The sequence below is a fragment of the Pseudomonas sp. GL-RE-29 genome (assembly GCF_019947275.1).
GTDB lineage: Bacteria > Pseudomonadota > Gammaproteobacteria > Pseudomonadales > Pseudomonadaceae > Aquipseudomonas > Aquipseudomonas fluorescens_A.
This window is the reverse complement of the sequence record NZ_JAGYGD010000004.1, coordinates 16693-34997: the sequence shown is the minus strand read 5'-3', so window position 1 is coordinate 34997 and position 18305 is coordinate 16693. Positions and strand designations below refer to the sequence as shown.

The window sequence follows — 18305 nt, the reverse complement described above, 5'->3', positions numbered from 1 at the left end:
CGATGGTCTGAAAAAGATGCTGGATAATAAAGCATGACCCGCTTGACGGCTAGCGCCGTCGGAGACCCTTGCAATGCCTGACCAAGATGTACGTTTGCAACACCTGAAAGTTTGGCTCGATGAGCAATTGGCGATCCTTTTTGCAGAACAGGGTTGGGGTGCCATACCCCCGGCCACGTTGACCGCGGCCAGTAGTGACGCGAGTTTTCGGCGTTATTTCCGTTGGGAAGGCGCGGGCAGAAGTTTCATCGTGATGGATGCACCGCCGCCCCAGGAAAACTGTAAACCCTTCGTGGATATCGCTTTTTTGCTGGCGAAATCCGGAATAAATGTGCCGAAAATTTATGCCGAAGACCTCGATCGCGGGTTTCTTTTGCTCAATGACCTGGGCAACAAGACCTATCTGGACGTCATCGACAGCGAAAATGCCGACGATTTGTTCAGCGATGCCCTGCAAGCACTGCTGGCTTTTCAGCAGTTGCCAATGGTTGCGCCACTGCCGAGCTATGACGTGGCGTTGTTGCGCCGCGAACTGGAATTGTTCCCTGAGTGGTACGTGAAGCGCGAACTGGGTATCGAGCTCGACGCGGCACAGCAAGTGCTCTGGCAGCAAGTCAGCGATTTGCTGATCGACAGTGCCCTGGCTCAGCCGAAGGTTTTGGTACATCGCGACTACATGCCGCGCAACCTGATGCTCAGCGAGCCGAATCCCGGCGTGCTGGATTTCCAGGACGCGGTCTACGGCCCGGTGACCTACGACGTGACCTGCCTGTTCAAGGATGCTTTCCTCAGTTGGCCCGAAGAGCGCGTGCGCGGCTGGCTGGAAAGTTACTGGCAGCAAGCCTCGGCGTTGAACATTCCTGTGCAGCCAGACTTCGAAGATTTCCTGCGCGCCAGCGACTTGATGGGCGTTCAGCGTCATCTGAAGGTGATTGGCATCTTCGCCCGCATCTGCCATCGCGACGGCAAACCGCGTTACCTGGGCGATGTGCCGCGCTTCTTTGCTTATATAGATGCAGTGATCGCCCGCCGTCCTGAATTGGCCGAGCTGGATGTGTTGCTGGCCAGTCTGCGTGCTGGAGTTAAGGCATGAAAGCAATGATTCTGGCGGCGGGCAAGGGCGAGCGCATGCGGCCGCTGACCCTGACCACGCCCAAACCGCTGGTTCGTGCCGGCGGGGTGCCGCTGATCGAGTATCACCTGCGTGCGCTGGCCGCGGCCGGTTTTACCGAGATCGTGATCAACCATGCCTGGCTCGGTCAGCAGATCGAAGATTATCTGGGCGATGGCTCGCGCTATGGCGTCAGCATCCAGTACTCGCCGGAAGGCGAGCCGCTGGAAACCGGCGGCGGGATTTTCCGCGCGTTGCCATTGCTGGGTGATGAGGCTTTTGTGGTGGTTAACGGTGATATCTGGACCGATTACGACTTCAGCGTGCTGCATCAACCGATAGTGGGCCTGGCTCACCTGGTGCTGGCGAACAACCCGGCCCATCATCCGGCCGGGGATTTTCAGCTGATTGACGGACAAGTTCGCGACGGCCAATCGGGAGCGGCTACGCTCACCTACAGCGGCATCGCGGTGCTGCATCCGCAACTGTTCGAGGGTTGCTCCGCCGGGGCGTTCAAGCTGGCACCGCTGCTTCGAACCGCAATGGCAAACGGGCAGGTGTCCGGCGAGCGCATGAATGGGCTGTGGGTGGATGTCGGCACACACGAGCGTTTGGCCGAAGCTGAAACCTTGATTGAAGCGAGACGCTGAGATGCTATGGCCAGGGACTCTTGTTGGAGCCGGAGCGGGTTATGCCATCGCCAGCATTCCGGGGGCCATGCTGGGTGCTTTGTTGGGGCAGGCGCTGGATCGGCACATGCATCTGCAGAGTTGGGCGCACCTACTTGAAAAACTCGGCGGTCGCCCGGCGCTGCGTAACGATGAATTGCTGTTCGTGTTGCTTGGAAGGCTGGCCAAGTGCGACGGGCGGGTGGTAGAGGGGCATATCCAGCAGGCGCGTCAGGAAATGCGCGCGCTGGAAATGAGTGAGTCGGCCCAGCGTCGGGCGATTGCCGCCTTCAATCGCGGCAAGTCGGGAAACGACCGGTTGCGAGGTTATCTGCGTCGCCTCAGTGCTCAACCCCATGCGGCCGAAGGCGTGCTGCGCGCCTGTTGGCGGATGATTTGGGCGGATGGTCGGGCTGGCAATCGTGAGCGCGAACTGATCATCCAGTGGGGCAAGTGGCTCGGCTGGTCGACGCATCAGGTGCGGGCGTTGGCGACCGACTATGAGCCGCAGAAACGCGCTGTGGCCTACAAAGGTGCAACCTATCAGGACGCCTTGCGGCTATTAGGTGTGTCGGCCACCAGTGAACCGGCGCAGATCAAGCGAGCCTATCGTCGCCTGTTAAGCCGCCATCACCCGGACAAGATTGCCGGCGGCGGTGCGACGGATTTGCAGGTTCGCGAGGCCACAGAGAAGACTCGAGAGCTGCATAGTGCCTACAAGTTGATTCGACAGCGGCGGGATTTTCGCTAGCAGGACAGTTGGGTGTTGTTTTCAATGGCGCCATCGCTGGCAAGCCAGCTCCCACAGTATTTGAGTCGTACGCAAATTTTGTGGTCGACATAAATTCTGTGGGAGCTGGCTTGCCAGCGATGGGGCAACGCGGTCTGTCAGTTCGCCGCATTCTGCGGATTCAACCAACCCCGCACCCGCCGAACCAGCTGTTCCTGCTGGGCTTTGGAATTTCCCGGTAACGCCTTGAGCGAAACCTGGCTGAACGCCGAAGCCTTCAAGCGTTTGCTGGCCTGCAAGCGGGCCAGCGCCGCGTTGCGATCCAGTGGTTTGTCCATGTAGAAAATGTCTGCAACAGGCAGCTTCAGAGTGGGCGTCAGTTCATCCAATTCGGGCTTGGCCTTAACCGGTGTCTGCGCCGCGACCATGACAAACCGTTCGACCTGCGATGTCTGCTTTTCACTCAAATAGCGCGCGGCCCAGTAGGCGCCAGTGCCATGCCCCAACACCACAATACTGCGAGCGCTTTGCTGTTCGGCGAATGCAATGGCTGCGTCGATGCGGGCGAAAATGCGCTCGGCGTCGACCTTGCTCTGTTCTTCGCTGGTTTCAGCGATGGCCTTGTCAGCTACGTCCGCTTCACCGCCGGCTGCTTGCTCGATGGGGGCGGCGGTGGTTGAGTCCTTGCTGCCGGCGTCCGGTGTTTTGGGCGCGGGTGGAGCTTCGACGACGCGGGGCGCAATGGCGTCGCTTTGCACGTCCGGCAAGGTGATACTCAGGCTGCTCCATTGGGCGTCCGGCAAATTGCGCCGCAGCGGGCCGATTGCTTGCGGCCAGTCAACGGTTTCGCCGGCGCCGGGGATGATAATCACCGCACCTTGGGGTTCGGCGGTATTGGCCGGTTTCCACAAGGCCAGGAAGGTGTCGCTGCCTGTTTGCAGTTGTTGCTGTTCATTGGCCGGTATTTTTCGTTCGAGTGCAGTCGCTTCTTCCTGACTACGCTCAGGCAGCGGCTGGCGTTCGATTGGTTTTTCTTCGGCGGCTTTTTCTGTGGCGGCAGGCGCCGGGTCGGCAGCCTCGACGGAAAAAGCGCATGGCAGGATCAGCGACAGGCACAATGCTGGCAGTGCCAGGCGGTAGACAGGGGGCATCGGTTATTCCAGGCCAGAAGTTATTCCGGCAGCCTAATGGGTTGGTCAGTATTTGTCAGTGTGTGAGAGTTCGATGATGCGTTTTCGCTGCCTGTGGGTTATCGGCTGTTTGTGGTTTCCCTTGATGGGCTGGGCGGCCGTCGTGCCCCCGGCGCACGTCGCAACGTTGTCGCCCAAGCAACAGCAATGGCTGGCGCAGCAGGGAGAATTGCGCGTCGGGCTGGTGTTGCAAGCGCCTTATGCGCAATACGATCGGCGCTTGCAGCGACTCTCCGGGGTCAACGTCGAGCTGATGAAATGGCTGGCCAAGGCGCTCAAGGTCGAGTTGAACTGGCGTAACTTTTCCGACCTTGAACAACTGGAAGCCGCTGCGCGTGCAGGTGAGATCGACATTGCGCCGGGCATGACCCAAACCCCCGGTAGCCTGCGTCTCTGGCAGTTTTCCGATCCGTACATGCGTGTGCCACAACTGGTGGTCAGTGACCAGAAAAGTACCGGTGCAGTGGAACTGGAAAAACTCGACAGCCAGACCCGCGTCGCCGTGCGCATGCCCAGTGCCACCGCCGATTACCTGCGCAGCAACTACCCACACCTGAACCTCCAGGGCGTACCCATTGAACGTCAGGCGCTGCAACTGTTGTTGAGTCAGCAGGCCGGTTACGCCGTGGTCGATGAAGCGCAGTTGGGGCGCCTGTCGGTCGAGCCGGAGTTTGCCGGGCTGGTGGTGGTTGGCGATATCGGCTTGCCGCAATTGCTGCGGGTGGCGACTCGGCGTGACCGGCCGGAGCTGGCCGAAATTGTCGAAAGTGCGTTGCGGGCGATCCCGGCCAAGGACCTGGAGCAACTGCATAACCAATGGCTGCAACCCAAGTATCCACGGCTCACCGAGTCGCCGGGTTTCTGGCAAAACCTTTGCCTGCTGTTGTTGGTGCTGGCGCTGAGCAGTATGGCCATCGTGTTCTGGCAACGCCGTCAGCAGCACAGCCTCGAACACCGATTGGCGGCGGCGCAGGAGGATATTGCCTTGCGCGCCGCCAGCGAGGAGGCCCTGCGCCTTACACAGTTTTCCATCGACCAGAGCACCGTCGGCATCCTTTGGGTCAACTGGGACAGCCACGTGCGTTACGCCAACCGCGCGGCCGAAACCATGCTCGGCTATCCACCGGGCGGGATCATCCACCGGCCATTGATCGACTTCGAACCGGGCCTGCACATGGACCGTTGGCTGAACCTGTGGAAAAGCGCCAGGGCCAGCGATGACGCGCCGCAAAGTTTCGAAACCAATTGTGTGCGCGCCGATGGCAGCATCCTGCCGGCGGATGTTTCGCTGAGCTTCCTGCGTTTTCGCGATGGCGAATACCTGGTGGTTTACCTCACCGACGTTACAGACCGCCGGCGCGCCCTGGCCGCGTTGCAGGAAAGTGAGGCACGGCTGCAAGGGATCGCGGCGAATGTGCCCGGCCTGGTCTTTCGTCTGGAACGCGCACCGGTGACAGGTCAGATCGACTTTGCCTACATCAGTGAGGGCAGCGAGAACCTGGTCGGCTATGCGCCGGCCGTTCTGGCCCATCGCGACAAAGGCCTGCGCAGCCTGGTGCATCCGGACGACAAGGCCAGCTATCACCGGACCCAGGATCATGCGTTGGACACCGATAGCGATTGGTTCTGGCAAGGGCGAATCCTGACGCGCCAGGGCGAACAACGCTGGGCGGAAATCAAGGCGATAACTCGTCGATTGGAGGACGGTGCCTACGTCTGGGACGGCATTGTCTGGGACATCAGCGAGAGCAAGCGCATCGAGCTGGAATTGGCCAGTTCGCGGGAGCAGTTGCGTGAATTGTCTGCGCACCTGGAAAGCGTGCGAGAAGAAGAAAAGGCCCGCATCGCCCGGGAAGTTCATGACGAACTAGGTCAGATGTTGACCGTGCTAAAGCTGGAAACGTCCATGTGCGAATTGGCCTACGCGCAACTTGACCCTGGTCTGAACGAGCGCTTGAACAGCATGAAGCGCTTGATCGCGCAGCTGTTCCAATTGGTCCGCGATGTGGCGACGGCATTGCGCCCGCCGATTCTCGATGCCGGGATTGCCTCTGCCATTGAATGGCAGGCCCGCCGCTTCGAAGCGCGCACGCAGATTCCTTGCCTGGTGCAGGTGCCGGACAATTTGCCGGTGCTCAGCGATGCCAAGGCGATCGGCCTGTTTCGCATCCTTCAAGAAGCACTGACCAATGTCATGCGGCATGCCCAAGCGCATACTGTCGAACTGACACTGGTGCTGGAAGGCGACGAGTTGTGTCTGACCATTAGCGATGATGGCGTAGGATTTGTCCCGACGGCTGGCAGGTCAACCTCCTTTGGGGTGGTCGGCATGCGCGAGCGGGTGTTGATCATGGGCGGGCAGTTGTCGCTTGAGAGTGAGCCGGGGGAGGGTACGACCCTGATTGTGCGAGTGCCGCTGGATCGCTAAAACATCGCAGCTTTTACACCGAGCGCGAATCCCCTGTAGGAGCTGCCGAAGGCTGCGATCTTTTCGGCATCAATGCATTTATTGAGTGAGGAGAGGCAAGTGATCCGTGTACTGGTAGCCGAAGACCACACCATCGTCCGCGAAGGCATCAAGCAATTGATCGGTCTGGCCAAGGATTTGCTGGTGGTAGGGGAGGCGAGCAATGGCGAGCAGTTGCTCGAGACCTTGCGGCATGTGCCCTGCGAAGTGGTGCTGCTGGATATCTCCATGCCCGGCGTCAATGGCCTTGAGGCGATTCCACGGATTCGCGCGCTGAACAATCCACCGGTAATTCTCGTGTTGTCGATGCACGACGAAGCACAAATGGCGGCGCGGGCGTTGAAGGTCGGCGCGGCGGGTTATGCGACCAAGGACAGCGATCCGGCGCTGTTGCTGACCGCCATCCGCCGGGTGGCGGCGGGCGGGCGCTATATCGATCCGGACCTGGCCGACCGCATGGTCTTCGAAGTCGGCCTGACCGATTCACGGCCGTTGCATTCGTTGCTCTCGGAGCGAGAGTTCTCGGTGTTCGAACGCCTGGCCCAGGGTGCCAACGTCAACGACATCGCCCAGCAATTGGCCTTGAGCAGCAAGACCATCAGCACCCACAAGGCGCGGCTGATGCAGAAGCTCAACATCACTTCGCTGGCAGAATTGGTGAAGTACGCGATGGAACACAAACTTCTCTGACTCTGCACCCTATAGGAGCTGCCGCAGGCTGCGATCTTTTGACTTTGCTTTTGAAAAACAAGATCAAAAGATTGCAGCCTGCGGCAGCTCCTACAGGGAATTGCGTAACGCCATATCCATTTACGACATCCCGCCCCATCGCTTTTACCGTTGCCTGCGGCTTGTAGCCGACCGCTTGCCGCTGCGTTTGCCAAAACGCGCCATCCTTGTAGGGCAATCCCTACCCCCAACCTTCCATCCGGCTGAGGCGATTCTCTCTTGCCCCCCGATTTGCGCGGTCAGCAGCGTCCACTAGGCTTAGTCCACAGCAGTCATCAATAACAAAGGTGTGGGTATGAGCCAGGTCGATTCAAGTGCAGGGGCCAATGATGTTCTGGTCAGCTTTCGTGGAGTGCAGAAGAGCTACGACGGCGAGAACCTGATCGTCAAAGACCTCAACCTGGACATTCGCAAAGGCGAATTCCTTACCTTGCTCGGACCGTCCGGCTCCGGCAAAACCACCAGCCTGATGATGCTCGCCGGTTTCGAAACACCGACTGCCGGGGAAATCCTGCTGGCCGGTCGAGCCATCAATAACGTGCCGCCGCACAAGCGTGACATCGGCATGGTGTTCCAGAACTACGCATTGTTCCCGCACATGACTGTCGCCGAAAACCTGGCGTTCCCGCTGACCGTACGCGGGCTCAACAAAAGCGACGTCAGCGCCAAGGTCAAAAAAGTCCTGAGCATGGTCCAGCTCGATACCTTCGCCCAGCGTTACCCGGCACAACTGTCCGGCGGCCAGCAGCAGCGTGTGGCCTTGGCCCGAGCGCTGGTGTTCGAGCCGCAACTGGTGCTGATGGACGAACCCCTCGGCGCACTCGACAAACAACTGCGTGAACACATGCAGATGGAAATCAAACACCTGCACCAGCGTTTGGGCGTGACCGTGGTCTACGTGACCCACGACCAGGGCGAAGCCCTGACCATGTCCGACCGTGTGGCGGTATTCCATCAAGGCGAAATCCAGCAGATCGCGCCACCGCGCACGCTCTACGAAGAGCCGAAAAACACCTTCGTCGCCAACTTCATCGGCGAGAACAACCGTCTTAATGGCCGTCTGCACAGCCAGACCGGCGACCGCTGCGTGGTCGAACTGGGCCGTGGTGAAAAAGTTGAAGCGCTGGCGGTGAATGTCGGCAAGACCGGCGAACCCGTCACCCTGTCGATTCGTCCGGAACGCGTGAGCCTCAATGGCTCCAGCGAGTCCTGCGTCAACCGCTTCTCGGGAAGGGTGGCGGAATTCATCTATCTGGGCGACCACGTCCGGGTTCGCCTGGAAGTCTGTGGCAAGACCGACTTCTTCGTGAAACAACCGATTGCCGAACTCGATCCCGGGCTGGCGGTGGGTGACGTGGTACCGCTTGGCTGGCAGGTCGAACACGTTCGCGCGCTCGACCCACTTCTAGAGGCGCATTGATCGCCCCCTGCTTCAACAACACCAACCCTGCACGTGGAGAGAACAATAAATGTTGAGATCCCTGAAATTCACCGCTCTGGCACTGGGCATGATAGGGGCGGCCAGCGCAATGGCGGCTGGCCCGGACCTGACCGTCGTGTCCTTTGGCGGCGCGAACAAGGCCGCGCAGGTCAAAGCCTTCTACGCACCGTGGGAAGCGGCAGGCAACGGCAAGATCGTGGCAGGCGAGTACAACGGTGAAATGGCCAAGGTCAAAGCCATGGTCGACACCAAAAGCGTGTCTTGGGACCTAGTGGAAGTTGAATCGCCAGAACTGTCCCGCGGTTGCGACGAAGACATGTTCGAGCAACTCGACCCAGCCCTGTTCGGCAAGAACGAGGACTACGTCAAAGGCGCTATCCAGCCTTGCGGCGTGGGCTTCTTCGTGTGGTCGACGGTGCTGGCCTACAACGCCGACAAGCTGAAAACCGCACCGACCAGTTGGGTGGATTTCTGGGACACCAAGCAATTCCCGGGCAAGCGTGGCCTGCGTAAAGGCGCCAAGTACACCCTGGAATTCGCCTTGATGGCCGACGGCGTTGCGCCGAAAGACGTCTACAAAGTGCTGGCCAGCAAGGATGGTCAGGACCGCGCATTCAAGAAACTCGACGAGCTCAAGCCAAGCATCCAGTGGTGGGAAGCCGGCGCACAACCGCCGCAATACCTCGCTTCCGGTGACGTGGTCATGAGCTCGGCCTACAACGGCCGTATCGCTGCGGTGCAGAAAGAAAGCAACCTGAAAGTAGTGTGGAACGGCGGCATCTACGACTTCGACGCATGGGCGATTCCAAAAGGCCTGGACCCCAAGCGCGCCGAAGCGGCGAAGAAATTCATCGCCTTCTCGGTACAGCCACAGCAGCAGAAGACTTACTCGGAAAACATCGCCTACGGCCCGGCCAACACCCAAGCCGTACCGTTGCTGGCCAAGGATGTCCTGAAAGACATGCCGACCACCCCGGAAAACATCGCCAACCAGGTGCAGATCGACGTCAGCTTCTGGGCTGACAACGGCGAGCAATTGGAACAGCGCTTCAATTCCTGGGCTGCGAAATAACCAAGCCTTCAATTGAAGGCGGACTTTGTGGCGAGGGAGCTTGCTCCCGCTTGAGTGCGAAGCACTCACAAAATTGGCATTGCCAACATAATTTTGGGGCCGCTTCGCAGCCCAGCGCGAGCAAGCTCGCTCGCCACAGGTTTCCGCTCCCATAGGTTGCGGTGTTTCAACACAACAGAGGCGGTACGCCGCCCTCTGTAACGATCAAAGATTTCCGGAGTACGCCATGGCTATCGCCGTTCCCGTGACCACGGGCACTGACCCCACCTTGAAGCAGCGGCTCAAGCACGCCGAGCGGGTCAACCGCTGGAAAGCCCAGGCCTTGATCGCGCCATTGGTGCTGTTCCTGCTGCTGGTGTTCCTGGTGCCGATCGCGGCGCTGCTCTACAAAAGCGTGGGTAACCCGGAAGTGGTCGGCGGCATGCCGCGCACCGTGTCCGCCATCGCCAGTTGGGACGGCCGGGGCCTGCCCGGCGAACCTGTTTACAAGGCTGCCAGCGAAGACCTCGCTGAAGCCCGCAAGAATCAAACCCTCGGCGATTTGTCCAAACGCCTGAACATGGAGCTGGCCGGCTACCGCAGCCTGCTGACCAAAACCGCCCGCGCCTTGCCGTTCGCCACTGAACCGGCCTCTTATAAAGAAGCGTTGGAAGGTCTCGACGAGCGCTGGGGCGATCCGGCCTACTGGCAAGCGGTGCGCCGCAATACCAGCAGCATCACGCCGTACTACTTGCTGGCGGCCGTCGATCACCGCATCGACGACCTCGGCGAAATCGCCCCGGCCACCCCGGACCAGGCGATCTACCTCGACATCTTCGCCCGTACCTTCTGGATGGGCCTGGTCATCACCGTGATCTGCCTGCTGCTGGCGTATCCACTGGCTTATCTGCTGGCCAATCTGCCGTCGCGCCAGAGCAACCTGCTGATGATCCTGGTGCTGCTACCGTTCTGGACGTCGATCCTGGTGCGTGTCGCGGCGTGGATCGTGTTGCTGCAATCAGGTGGCCTGATCAACAGCGGCCTGATGGCCATGGGCATCATCGATAAACCGATCGAACTGGTGTTCAACCGTGTCGGCGTCTACATCTCCATGGTGCACATCCTGTTGCCGTTCATGATCCTGCCGATCTACAGCGTGATGAAAGGCATCTCGCCGACCTACATGCGCGCCGCGATTTCCCTTGGTTGCCATCCGTTCGCCAGTTTCTGGCGGGTGTACTTCCCGCAGACCTATGCCGGTGTCGGCGCCGGTTGCCTGTTGGTGTTCATCCTCGCCATCGGCTACTACATCACCCCGGCGCTGCTGGGCAGCCCTAACGATCAAATGGTCAGCTACTTCGTCGCCTTCTACACCAACACCAGCATCAACTGGGGCATGGCGACGGCACTCGGTGGTCTGCTGTTGCTGGCGACGGTCGTGCTTTATCTGATTTACAGCTGGCTGGTAGGCGCGAGCCGCCTGCGCCTGAGCTAAGGGGAGTTTGAGATGCTGAGTCCTTATATGTCGCCCATCGAGCGGGTGTGGTTCTACAGCTTGCGGATTCTCTGCGGCTTGATTCTGTTGTTCCTGATCCTGCCGGTGCTGGTGATCATCCCGCTGTCGTTCAACTCTGGCAGCTTCCTGGTGTACCCGCTGCAAGGTTTCTCGCTGCAGTGGTATCACGATTTCTTCGCTTCGGCGGAGTGGATGCGCGCCCTGAAGAACAGCATCATCGTCGCCCCGGCGGCCACAGTGCTGGCCATGGTCTTCGGCACGTTGGCGGCTATCGGCCTGACTCGCGGCGACTTCCCCGGCAAACCGCTGGTGATGGCGCTGGTCATTTCGCCGATGGTGGTTCCAGTGGTGATCATCGGTGTCGCCAGTTATCTGTTCTTCGCGCCGCTGGGCCTGGGTAACAGCTTCTTCTCGCTGATCGTGGTGCACGCAGTATTGGGTGTGCCATTCGTGATCATCACCGTGTCGGCGACGTTGCAAGGGTTTAACCAAAACCTGGTACGCGCCGCCGCCAGCCTCGGTGCTTCGCCGCTGACGGCGTTCCGTCGGGTGACCTTGCCATTAATCGCTCCCGGGGTGATTTCCGGCGCGCTGTTCGCTTTCGCCACCTCGTTCGATGAAGTGGTGGTGACGCTGTTTCTCGCCGGCCCTGAACAAGCAACCCTGCCACGGCAGATGTTCAGCGGCATCCGCGAAAACCTCAGCCCGACCATCGCCGCCGCCGCGACGCTGCTGATCGCCTTCTCGGTGATCCTGCTGCTGACCCTGGAATGGCTGCGTGGCCGCAGCGAAAAACTGCGCACCGCCCAGGTCTGAAGTACTCCCTTGTAGGAGCCGGCTTGCTGGCGAAAGCGGACTGTCAGCTGATGAATCAGTTGAATGACACACCGCATCGCCAGCAAGCCGGCTCCTACAGTTGTTGTATGGGGTGTTTGGACTCACCGGTCATTCATGACCTGAATAGCAGACAACGCCCAATCCCCAGCTACTATTGTGCCCAGCTCCCACTCCTATAAGAGGCTGCGCACATGAGTCTTTCCTCTTTCAAAATCGCTCACAAACTGATCACCGGCGCCGGGGCCATCGAGCAACTGGCGGCGGAACTGACACGTCTGGACATCGACAACCCACTGATCGTCACCGACGCCGCGCTGGTCAAATCCGGCACCGTCGAGCTGGCGCTGGCGCAACTGGGTGGTCGCACCTACGAGATTTTTGACCGGGTGCTGCCCGACCCGGAAATCGCCATCGTCGAGGACTGCATGCGCGTCTACCGCGACGGCGGTCATGATGGGTTGATCGGCCTGGGCGGCGGCAGTGCCATCGACATTGCCAAGAGTGTTGCGGCGTATGCCGGCTATCACGGCGCGCTGGAGGATTTGTTCGGCGTCGATCAGGTGCCGCGCAAAGGCCCGCCGTTGATCGCCATCCCGACAACCGCCGGCACCGGCTCGGAAGTGACCAATGTGGCGATCCTTTCCGACAAGGTCGCGCAGTTGAAGAAGGGCATCGTCAGCGACTATCTGCTGCCGGACGTTGCGCTGGTCAGCCCGCAAATGACCCTGACCTGCCCGCGCGGCGTCACCGCCGCCAGTGGTGTCGATGCCTTGGTGCATGCCATCGAATCCTATCTGTCGGTCAATGCCTCACCGATTACCGACTCCCTGGCCATCGGCGCGATCAAGCTGATCGCCAAGGCGCTGCCCAAGGCCTACGCCAATCCGTCCAACCTGCAGGCCCGCGAAGACATGGCCACCGCCAGCCTGATGGCCGGCATGGCGTTCGGCAATGCCGGGGTTGGCGCGGTGCATGCGCTGGCGTATCCGCTGGGCGGGCGTTTCAACATTGCCCACGGCGTCAGCAACGCCTTGCTGCTGCCGTATGTCATGACCTGGAACAAGATGGCTTGCGTCGAACGCATGCAGGATATTGCCGAAGCCATGGGCGTGAAGACCGCTCATCTGAGCGCCAATGAAGCGGCCGATAAGGCCGTGGAGGCGATGACCGAACTATGCGCGGCGGTGGAAATCCCGGCGGGCCTGCGCAGTTTCGGCGTTCCGGAAGATGCGATTGCGGCCATGGCCGTTGAAGCCGCAGGTATCGAGCGCCTGATGCGCAATAATCCGCGCAAACTGAGCGCTATCGATATCGAGAAGATCTACCGAGCGGCCTACTGATCATCGCGGTCACAGTGCGCGCGTCAAAGCATGAGGCTACAATGCGCGCCATCGTGATTCTGCTCAGAAAAGGTGCGTCATGCAGCCCTTCGTAATTGCTCCGTCGATTCTCTCCGCCGACTTCGCCCGCCTGGGCGAAGAAGTGGACAATGTCCTGGCCGCTGGCGCCGACTTCGTGCACTTCGATGTCATGGACAACCACTACGTGCCGAACCTGACCATCGGCCCGATGGTCTGCTCGGCGCTGCGCAAGTACGGCATCACCGCGCCGATCGACGCGCACCTGATGGTCAGCCCGGTGGATCGCATCGTCGGCGACTTCATCGAAGCCGGCGCGACCTACATCACCTTCCACCCGGAAGCCACCCAGCACGTCGACCGTTCCCTGCAACTGATCCGCGAAGGCGGCTGCAAGTCGGGCCTGGTGTTCAACCCGGCGACGCCGCTGGACGTGCTCAAGTACGTGATGGACAAGGTCGACATGATCCTGCTGATGAGCGTCAACCCGGGCTTCGGCGGACAAAAGTTCATCCCCGGCACCCTCGACAAACTGCGTGAAGCGCGTGCGCTGATCGATGCTTCCGGTCGCGACATCCGCCTGGAAATCGACGGCGGCGTGAACGTGAACAACATTCGTGAAATCGCGGCGGCAGGTGCTGACACCTTCGTCGCCGGTTCGGCGATTTTCAATGCGCCGAATTATCAGGAAGTCATCGAGAAGATGCGTTCCGAACTGGCGCTGGCCCGCCCATGAGTGGCTTTGAGCAGCTTTTCCCGGGCCGTCTGCCGCGTCTGGTGATGTTCGATCTGGATGGCACGTTGATCGATTCGGTCCCCGACCTCGCGGCGGCTGTGGATAACATGCTGCTCAAACTCGGGCGTCCAGCTGCCGGCATCGAATCGGTGCGTGAGTGGGTGGGGAACGGCGTACACATGTTGGTGCGCCGGGCGTTGGCCAATCACATCGACGCCGAGGGTGTCGATGAGGTCGAAGCCGAGCACGCCCTGGAATTGTTCAATGGCTTTTATGCGGCCGGTCACGGGCTGACGGTGGTTTACCCCGGCGTGCGCGACACCCTCAAGTGGTTGAACAAGCAAGGCGTGGAAATGGCGCTGATCACCAACAAGCCGGAGCGCTTTGTCGCGCCGTTGCTGGATCAGATGAAGATCGGCCGTTACTTCAAATGGATCATCGGTGGCGACACCCTGCCGCAGAAAAAACCCGATCCGGCTGCGCTGTTTTTCGTGATGAAAATGGCCAACATCCCGGCGTCGCAGTCCTTGTTCGTCGGCGATTCGCGCAGCGATGTGCTGGCGTCGAAAGCAGCGGGGGTCAAGTGCGTGGCCCTGAGTTATGGCTACAACCACGGTCGTCCGATCGCCGAAGAGTCGCCAGCGCTGGTGATTGATGATCTGCGCGAGTTAATTCGCGGTTGCCTGGGCCCGGCCGCTGAGATAACGTTGGCCGACGCTGTTCAACCCCCTTCTGGAAATTCCATCGTGGTGGTCACTCGCAAACTCTGGATGAAAGTCATCAAGGCCCTGGCCCGTTGGCGTTGGCGCGCCTGACTCGATCCTGGCCGGTAAACCGGCGCGTTTGCATACCTGACTGTTAGAACCTCAAGCCACGAGGCACCTCATGATCCGCGAAGAATTCCTGCGTTTGGCCGCTGCCGGCTACAACCGCATCCCGCTTGCCTGCGAAACCCTGGCCGACTTCGACACGCCGCTGTCGATCTACCTGAAACTGGCCGACGAGCCCAACTCCTACCTGCTGGAATCCGTTCAGGGCGGCGAGAAATGGGGCCGTTACTCGATCATTGGCCTGCCGTGCCGCACCGTGCTGCGGGTTCACGATCACCACGTCAGCGTGACCATTGACGGTGTCGAGACCGAAAGCCACGACGTGGAAGACCCGTTGGCGTTCGTCGAAGCCTTCAAGGCCCGCTACAACGTACCGACCATCGCCGGCCTGCCGCGTTTCAACGGCGGCCTGGTGGGTTACTTCGGTTACGACTGCGTGCGTTATGTGGAGAAGCGTCTGGGCAAGTGCCCGAACCCGGATCCGCTGGGCGTGCCGGATATTCTGTTGATGGTTTCCGACGCGGTAGTGGTGTTCGACAACCTTGCCGGCAAGATGCACGCCATCGTCCTCGCCGACCCGGCGCAGGAAGACGCCTTCGAGCAAGGTCGCGCACGCCTTGAAGAGCTGCTGGAAAAACTCCGTCAGCCGATCACTCCACGCCGTGGCCTCGATTTCAGCAAGCAGCAAGCAGCTGATCCGGTGTTCCGCTCCAGTTTCACCCAGGACGATTACGAAAAAGCCGTCGACACCATCAAGGAATACATCCTGGCCGGTGACTGCATGCAGGTCGTGCCGTCCCAGCGCATGTCGATCGACTTCAAGGCTGCGCCAATCGACTTGTACCGCGCACTGCGCTGCTTCAACCCGACGCCTTACATGTACTTCTTCAACTTCGGCGACTTCCACGTCGTCGGCAGTTCGCCGGAAGTGCTGGTGCGGGTCGAAGACAACCTGATCACCGTGCGCCCGATCGCCGGCACTCGCCCACGCGGGGCCAACGAAGAAGCTGACCTGGCGCTGGAAAAAGACCTGCTGTCCGATGACAAGGAAATTGCCGAGCACTTGATGCTGATCGACCTCGGTCGCAATGACACCGGTCGGGTGTCGGAAGTCGGTTCGGTGAAGCTCACCGAGAAGATGGTCATCGAGCGTTACTCCAACGTGATGCACATTGTTTCCAACGTTACCGGCCAATTGAAGGAAGGGCTGACGGCGATGGATGCACTGCGGGCGATCCTGCCGGCTGGCACTTTGTCGGGCGCACCGAAGATTCGCGCGATGGAAATCATCGACGAACTGGAACCGGTCAAGCGCGGCGTCTACGGCGGCGCCGTCGGCTACTTCGCCTGGAACGGCAACATGGACACCGCCATTGCGATCCGCACGGCAGTGATCAAGAACGGCGAACTGCACGTGCAGGCCGGTGGCGGCATCGTCGCCGACTCGGTGCCGGCGCTGGAATGGGAAGAAACCCTGAACAAGCGCCGTGCGATGTTCCGCGCCGTGGCCCTGGCCGAACAAACCCCGGACGCCTGAGTTCACCTCTAACCCTTGTTGCGAGCGAGCTTGCCCGGGCGGCGTTCCCATGCTCGGCTGCGCAGCAGTCGTCATGGGCCCGCTTCGCAGGCCAGCGGGAGCAAGCTCCCTCGCCACGGTAAGCGTGGTCACAAAAAAAACGCGGCGCCCGTGAAGGCGCCGCGTTTTTTTTGCCTGCTGTTTCCTTAATCAAAAATCCAGCGCAACGCCTACGTTGATGCCTTGCTGGGTAAAGTCATCATCCTTGCGCAACGTATACCCGCCGCGCAGGGCCAGATCGGCCGTCAACTTGTGGCTGACGCCAAGGCTCACGCGGTTCATGTGGGTTTGAGGGGTATAGCCATCCAGCGTGAAGTCGAGGGATGGCAGGCTGTTGAGCGCGATGTTCACGTCTTGGGTGTCATCGTCGTACTCGCGTTCGTAGGCATATTCGCCAAACACTTGAGTCTGCGGGGTGATCTGGTATTTACCCTGCAACCCGGTGCCCAGACGTTTCGAATCGCGTTTCTGGTCATCAAAGGTCAGCGCCGTGGAACGACTGCTGTTTTCCGAGTAGCCGTCGACTTCCACTTTCGCGTAATCGGCGCTGATGAACGGCGACAGGTGCCACTCACTGCCCGGCTGCGCAATGTCATAGCCAACGCGTGTACTGAAGGCCCAGAGATAGCCGTCGGTGTCGCCTTTCTCCGCACCTTCGCCGCCGCCCAGATCGAATTTGCGTTTGAGATTGTCGTAATCCAGCTTGCCGCCGGTCAACGCGGCATCGGCCCACCAACGGTTCTGCTGGAACTGGGCGAACGCCGTGGCCAGGTAGCTGTTGAGTTTGTAGTCCGAATCGTTATCGCCGGCGTCCAGATTCTGACGATAGAAGCCTGCCGCCACACCCACGCGCCAGGCTTCATTGAGGCGATAGCTGCCGCCGATGTTCAAGCTGTAGCCGTCGGCATCGGCATCGGCACCGCTGCTTTGGTGAGCGACATCGAGATGCTGACCACCGCCCGCGACGATGGCGCGCCATTGGCCAACGGCCTGCCAGTTCTCCCAGTCGGATTGCCATTGGCTGCGCAGTTCATCCTGATGCGCGCGTAGCGTGGCGTGGGCCATTTCCGGTAGCAGCGTCAGCTCCCATGGCGCCGCGAGTAAGGAATAGGCGTAGTCGGACACGAGCTTTTGTCCGGCCTCGGTCGGATGCACCCCATCGTTGTAAATCAATTGGCTCGGGTCCGGGGTGGCGCTATTGATGCCAAAGGTAGCGTTTTCCGTGCAGCCGTTACCGCTGAAGCAAGTCGCCGTCAGGTTCTGACCTGTCGCGAAACCGAATCGCGCTGGATCGGCGAAGGTTTCCTGCAGCAAAAGTGGAATGTTCAGCGGAATGATTTCGGCATCGATCCCCGCCAGTCGAGTGACCAGTTGCCGGTTGAAAGCCGCGCTCAGTTGCGAGGTAGGTCCCTGCAAAGGGCTGCCATTGATGGCCGGTGTCAATCCCAGGTCAGGCAACAGCCAGACCATGATGTACCGGGCGCCGGCCGTTTGCAGGACCTGAACGCTGTTGGCCAGGCGGTCCGCAGCGGCATTCGCCTGAGCGCCACTTTGCACACGGCCCTGAAGAAAGTCGTTACCACCGCCGGAGAGGTAATACAGCGCGTTCGGGTCGGCGCGCAGATTATTGGAAGGCAAGTAACCCGCCCGCGCACGTTCACCCGTGGCGGATACGGTGGTGATTGAAGCGAGGATCTGATCGGTGCGATAGCCACCGACGGCCCAGTTATTGCCATCTGGCAAACCCTGGGCGGCGCGTGCGGCTGAAGTCGAAGCGGCGGTCTGGTCCGGTGAGAAACCAAGCCTGCCCCCTAGCAGTTGGGTTGAGTTGGCGGCATAGACTTCGCCGCTACCGTCCTGATACGTCGGTCCGGTGCGGTTGGTGAAACGCAGGGTCGAACCGACAGGGCCGCCCGTGTCGGTAAACTGCCCCGCATCGTTGAGGCTGTCGCCGAAAACGATGAAGTTCGAGTAAGGATTGGGCGCCGCGATCGCCTGAGCGCAGGCCATGGCGAGCAGGCAACCGGCAAGCGGTACAAACAGCGTCTGTCTGATCATGAGCAAG

The 18305-nt window shown here is 60.3% G+C and carries 15 protein-coding genes; 13 read left to right on the top strand and 2 right to left on the bottom strand.

Annotated features, from left to right (window positions below):
- The first annotated feature begins 73 nt into the window (after positions 1-73).
- From KGB21_RS04975 to KGB21_RS04965, 3 genes are read left to right on the top strand one after another with little or no spacing between them, the layout of a single operon-like run.
- Positions 74-1093, top strand: coding sequence for an aminoglycoside phosphotransferase family protein (locus KGB21_RS04975; protein WP_223504000.1), 1020 nt, complete (start codon positions 74-76; stop codon positions 1091-1093).
- The gene (gene murU / locus KGB21_RS04970) at positions 1090-1761 is read left to right on the top strand and encodes an N-acetylmuramate alpha-1-phosphate uridylyltransferase MurU (protein ID WP_034147370.1); all 672 of its coding nucleotides are present in this window, start codon (positions 1090-1092) and stop codon (positions 1759-1761) included. Before KGB21_RS04975 ends, murU begins: the two co-directional genes overlap by 4 nt.
- 1 nt (position 1762) lies before the next feature.
- Positions 1763-2530: a DnaJ domain-containing protein gene (locus KGB21_RS04965; RefSeq protein ID WP_223503998.1), complete on the top strand. Its 768-nt coding sequence runs from the start codon at positions 1763-1765 to the stop codon at positions 2528-2530.
- 137 nt (positions 2531-2667) lie between these two features.
- Here KGB21_RS04965 and KGB21_RS04960 read toward each other — a convergent pair whose 3' ends face one another.
- Positions 2668-3660, bottom strand: a complete 993-nt coding sequence (locus KGB21_RS04960; RefSeq protein ID WP_223503996.1) for an alpha/beta hydrolase family protein — start codon at positions 3658-3660, stop codon at positions 2668-2670.
- A gap of 73 nt (positions 3661-3733) precedes the next feature.
- Here KGB21_RS04960 and KGB21_RS04955 point away from each other — a divergent pair, with 73 nt between their 5' ends.
- The 10 genes from KGB21_RS04955 to trpE all read left to right on the top strand — a co-directional run bounded on the left by KGB21_RS04955 (position 3734) and on the right by trpE (position 16201).
- Positions 3734-6127, top strand: coding sequence for a PAS domain S-box protein (locus KGB21_RS04955; RefSeq protein WP_223503994.1), 2394 nt, complete (start codon positions 3734-3736; stop codon positions 6125-6127).
- Between the two features lie 72 nt (positions 6128-6199).
- Positions 6200-6856: a response regulator transcription factor gene (locus KGB21_RS04950; RefSeq protein WP_172668648.1), complete on the top strand. Its 657-nt coding sequence runs from the start codon at positions 6200-6202 to the stop codon at positions 6854-6856.
- Between the two features lie 334 nt (positions 6857-7190).
- Complete coding sequence (locus KGB21_RS04945; RefSeq protein ID WP_034147366.1) at positions 7191-8315, top strand: ABC transporter ATP-binding protein; 1125 nt, start codon at positions 7191-7193, stop codon at positions 8313-8315.
- Between the two features lie 49 nt (positions 8316-8364).
- Positions 8365-9408, top strand: a complete 1044-nt coding sequence (locus tag KGB21_RS04940; protein WP_223503992.1) for an ABC transporter substrate-binding protein — start codon at positions 8365-8367, stop codon at positions 9406-9408.
- 226 nt (positions 9409-9634) lie between these two features.
- Positions 9635-10882, top strand: coding sequence for an ABC transporter permease (locus KGB21_RS04935; protein ID WP_223503990.1), 1248 nt, complete (start codon positions 9635-9637; stop codon positions 10880-10882).
- 12 nt (positions 10883-10894) lie between these two features.
- On the top strand, positions 10895-11719 hold the full coding sequence (locus tag KGB21_RS04930) for an ABC transporter permease (RefSeq protein WP_008061581.1): 825 nt from the start codon (positions 10895-10897) through the stop codon (positions 11717-11719).
- A gap of 212 nt (positions 11720-11931) precedes the next feature.
- Complete coding sequence (locus KGB21_RS04925; protein ID WP_034147363.1) at positions 11932-13080, top strand: iron-containing alcohol dehydrogenase; 1149 nt, start codon at positions 11932-11934, stop codon at positions 13078-13080.
- A gap of 79 nt (positions 13081-13159) precedes the next feature.
- Positions 13160-13834 carry a ribulose-phosphate 3-epimerase gene (rpe, locus tag KGB21_RS04920; RefSeq protein WP_034147362.1) on the top strand — a complete coding sequence of 225 codons (675 nt, stop codon included), beginning with the start codon at positions 13160-13162 and terminating at the stop codon, positions 13832-13834.
- A complete protein-coding gene (locus KGB21_RS04915) occupies positions 13831-14649 on the top strand; it encodes a phosphoglycolate phosphatase (RefSeq protein ID WP_034147361.1) in 819 nt (272 codons plus the stop codon). Before rpe ends, KGB21_RS04915 begins: the two co-directional genes overlap by 4 nt.
- Positions 14650-14719: 70 nt before the next feature.
- Entirely contained in the window at positions 14720-16201 is a 1482-nt protein-coding gene (gene trpE, locus KGB21_RS04910; protein ID WP_223503988.1) for an anthranilate synthase component I, read from the top strand.
- A gap of 189 nt (positions 16202-16390) precedes the next feature.
- On the opposite strand, the gene estP is transcribed toward trpE, so the two are convergent.
- Positions 16391-18298, bottom strand: a complete 1908-nt coding sequence (estP, locus tag KGB21_RS04905; RefSeq protein ID WP_223503986.1) for an esterase EstP — start codon at positions 18296-18298, stop codon at positions 16391-16393.
- Positions 18299-18305: the final 7 nt, after the last annotated feature.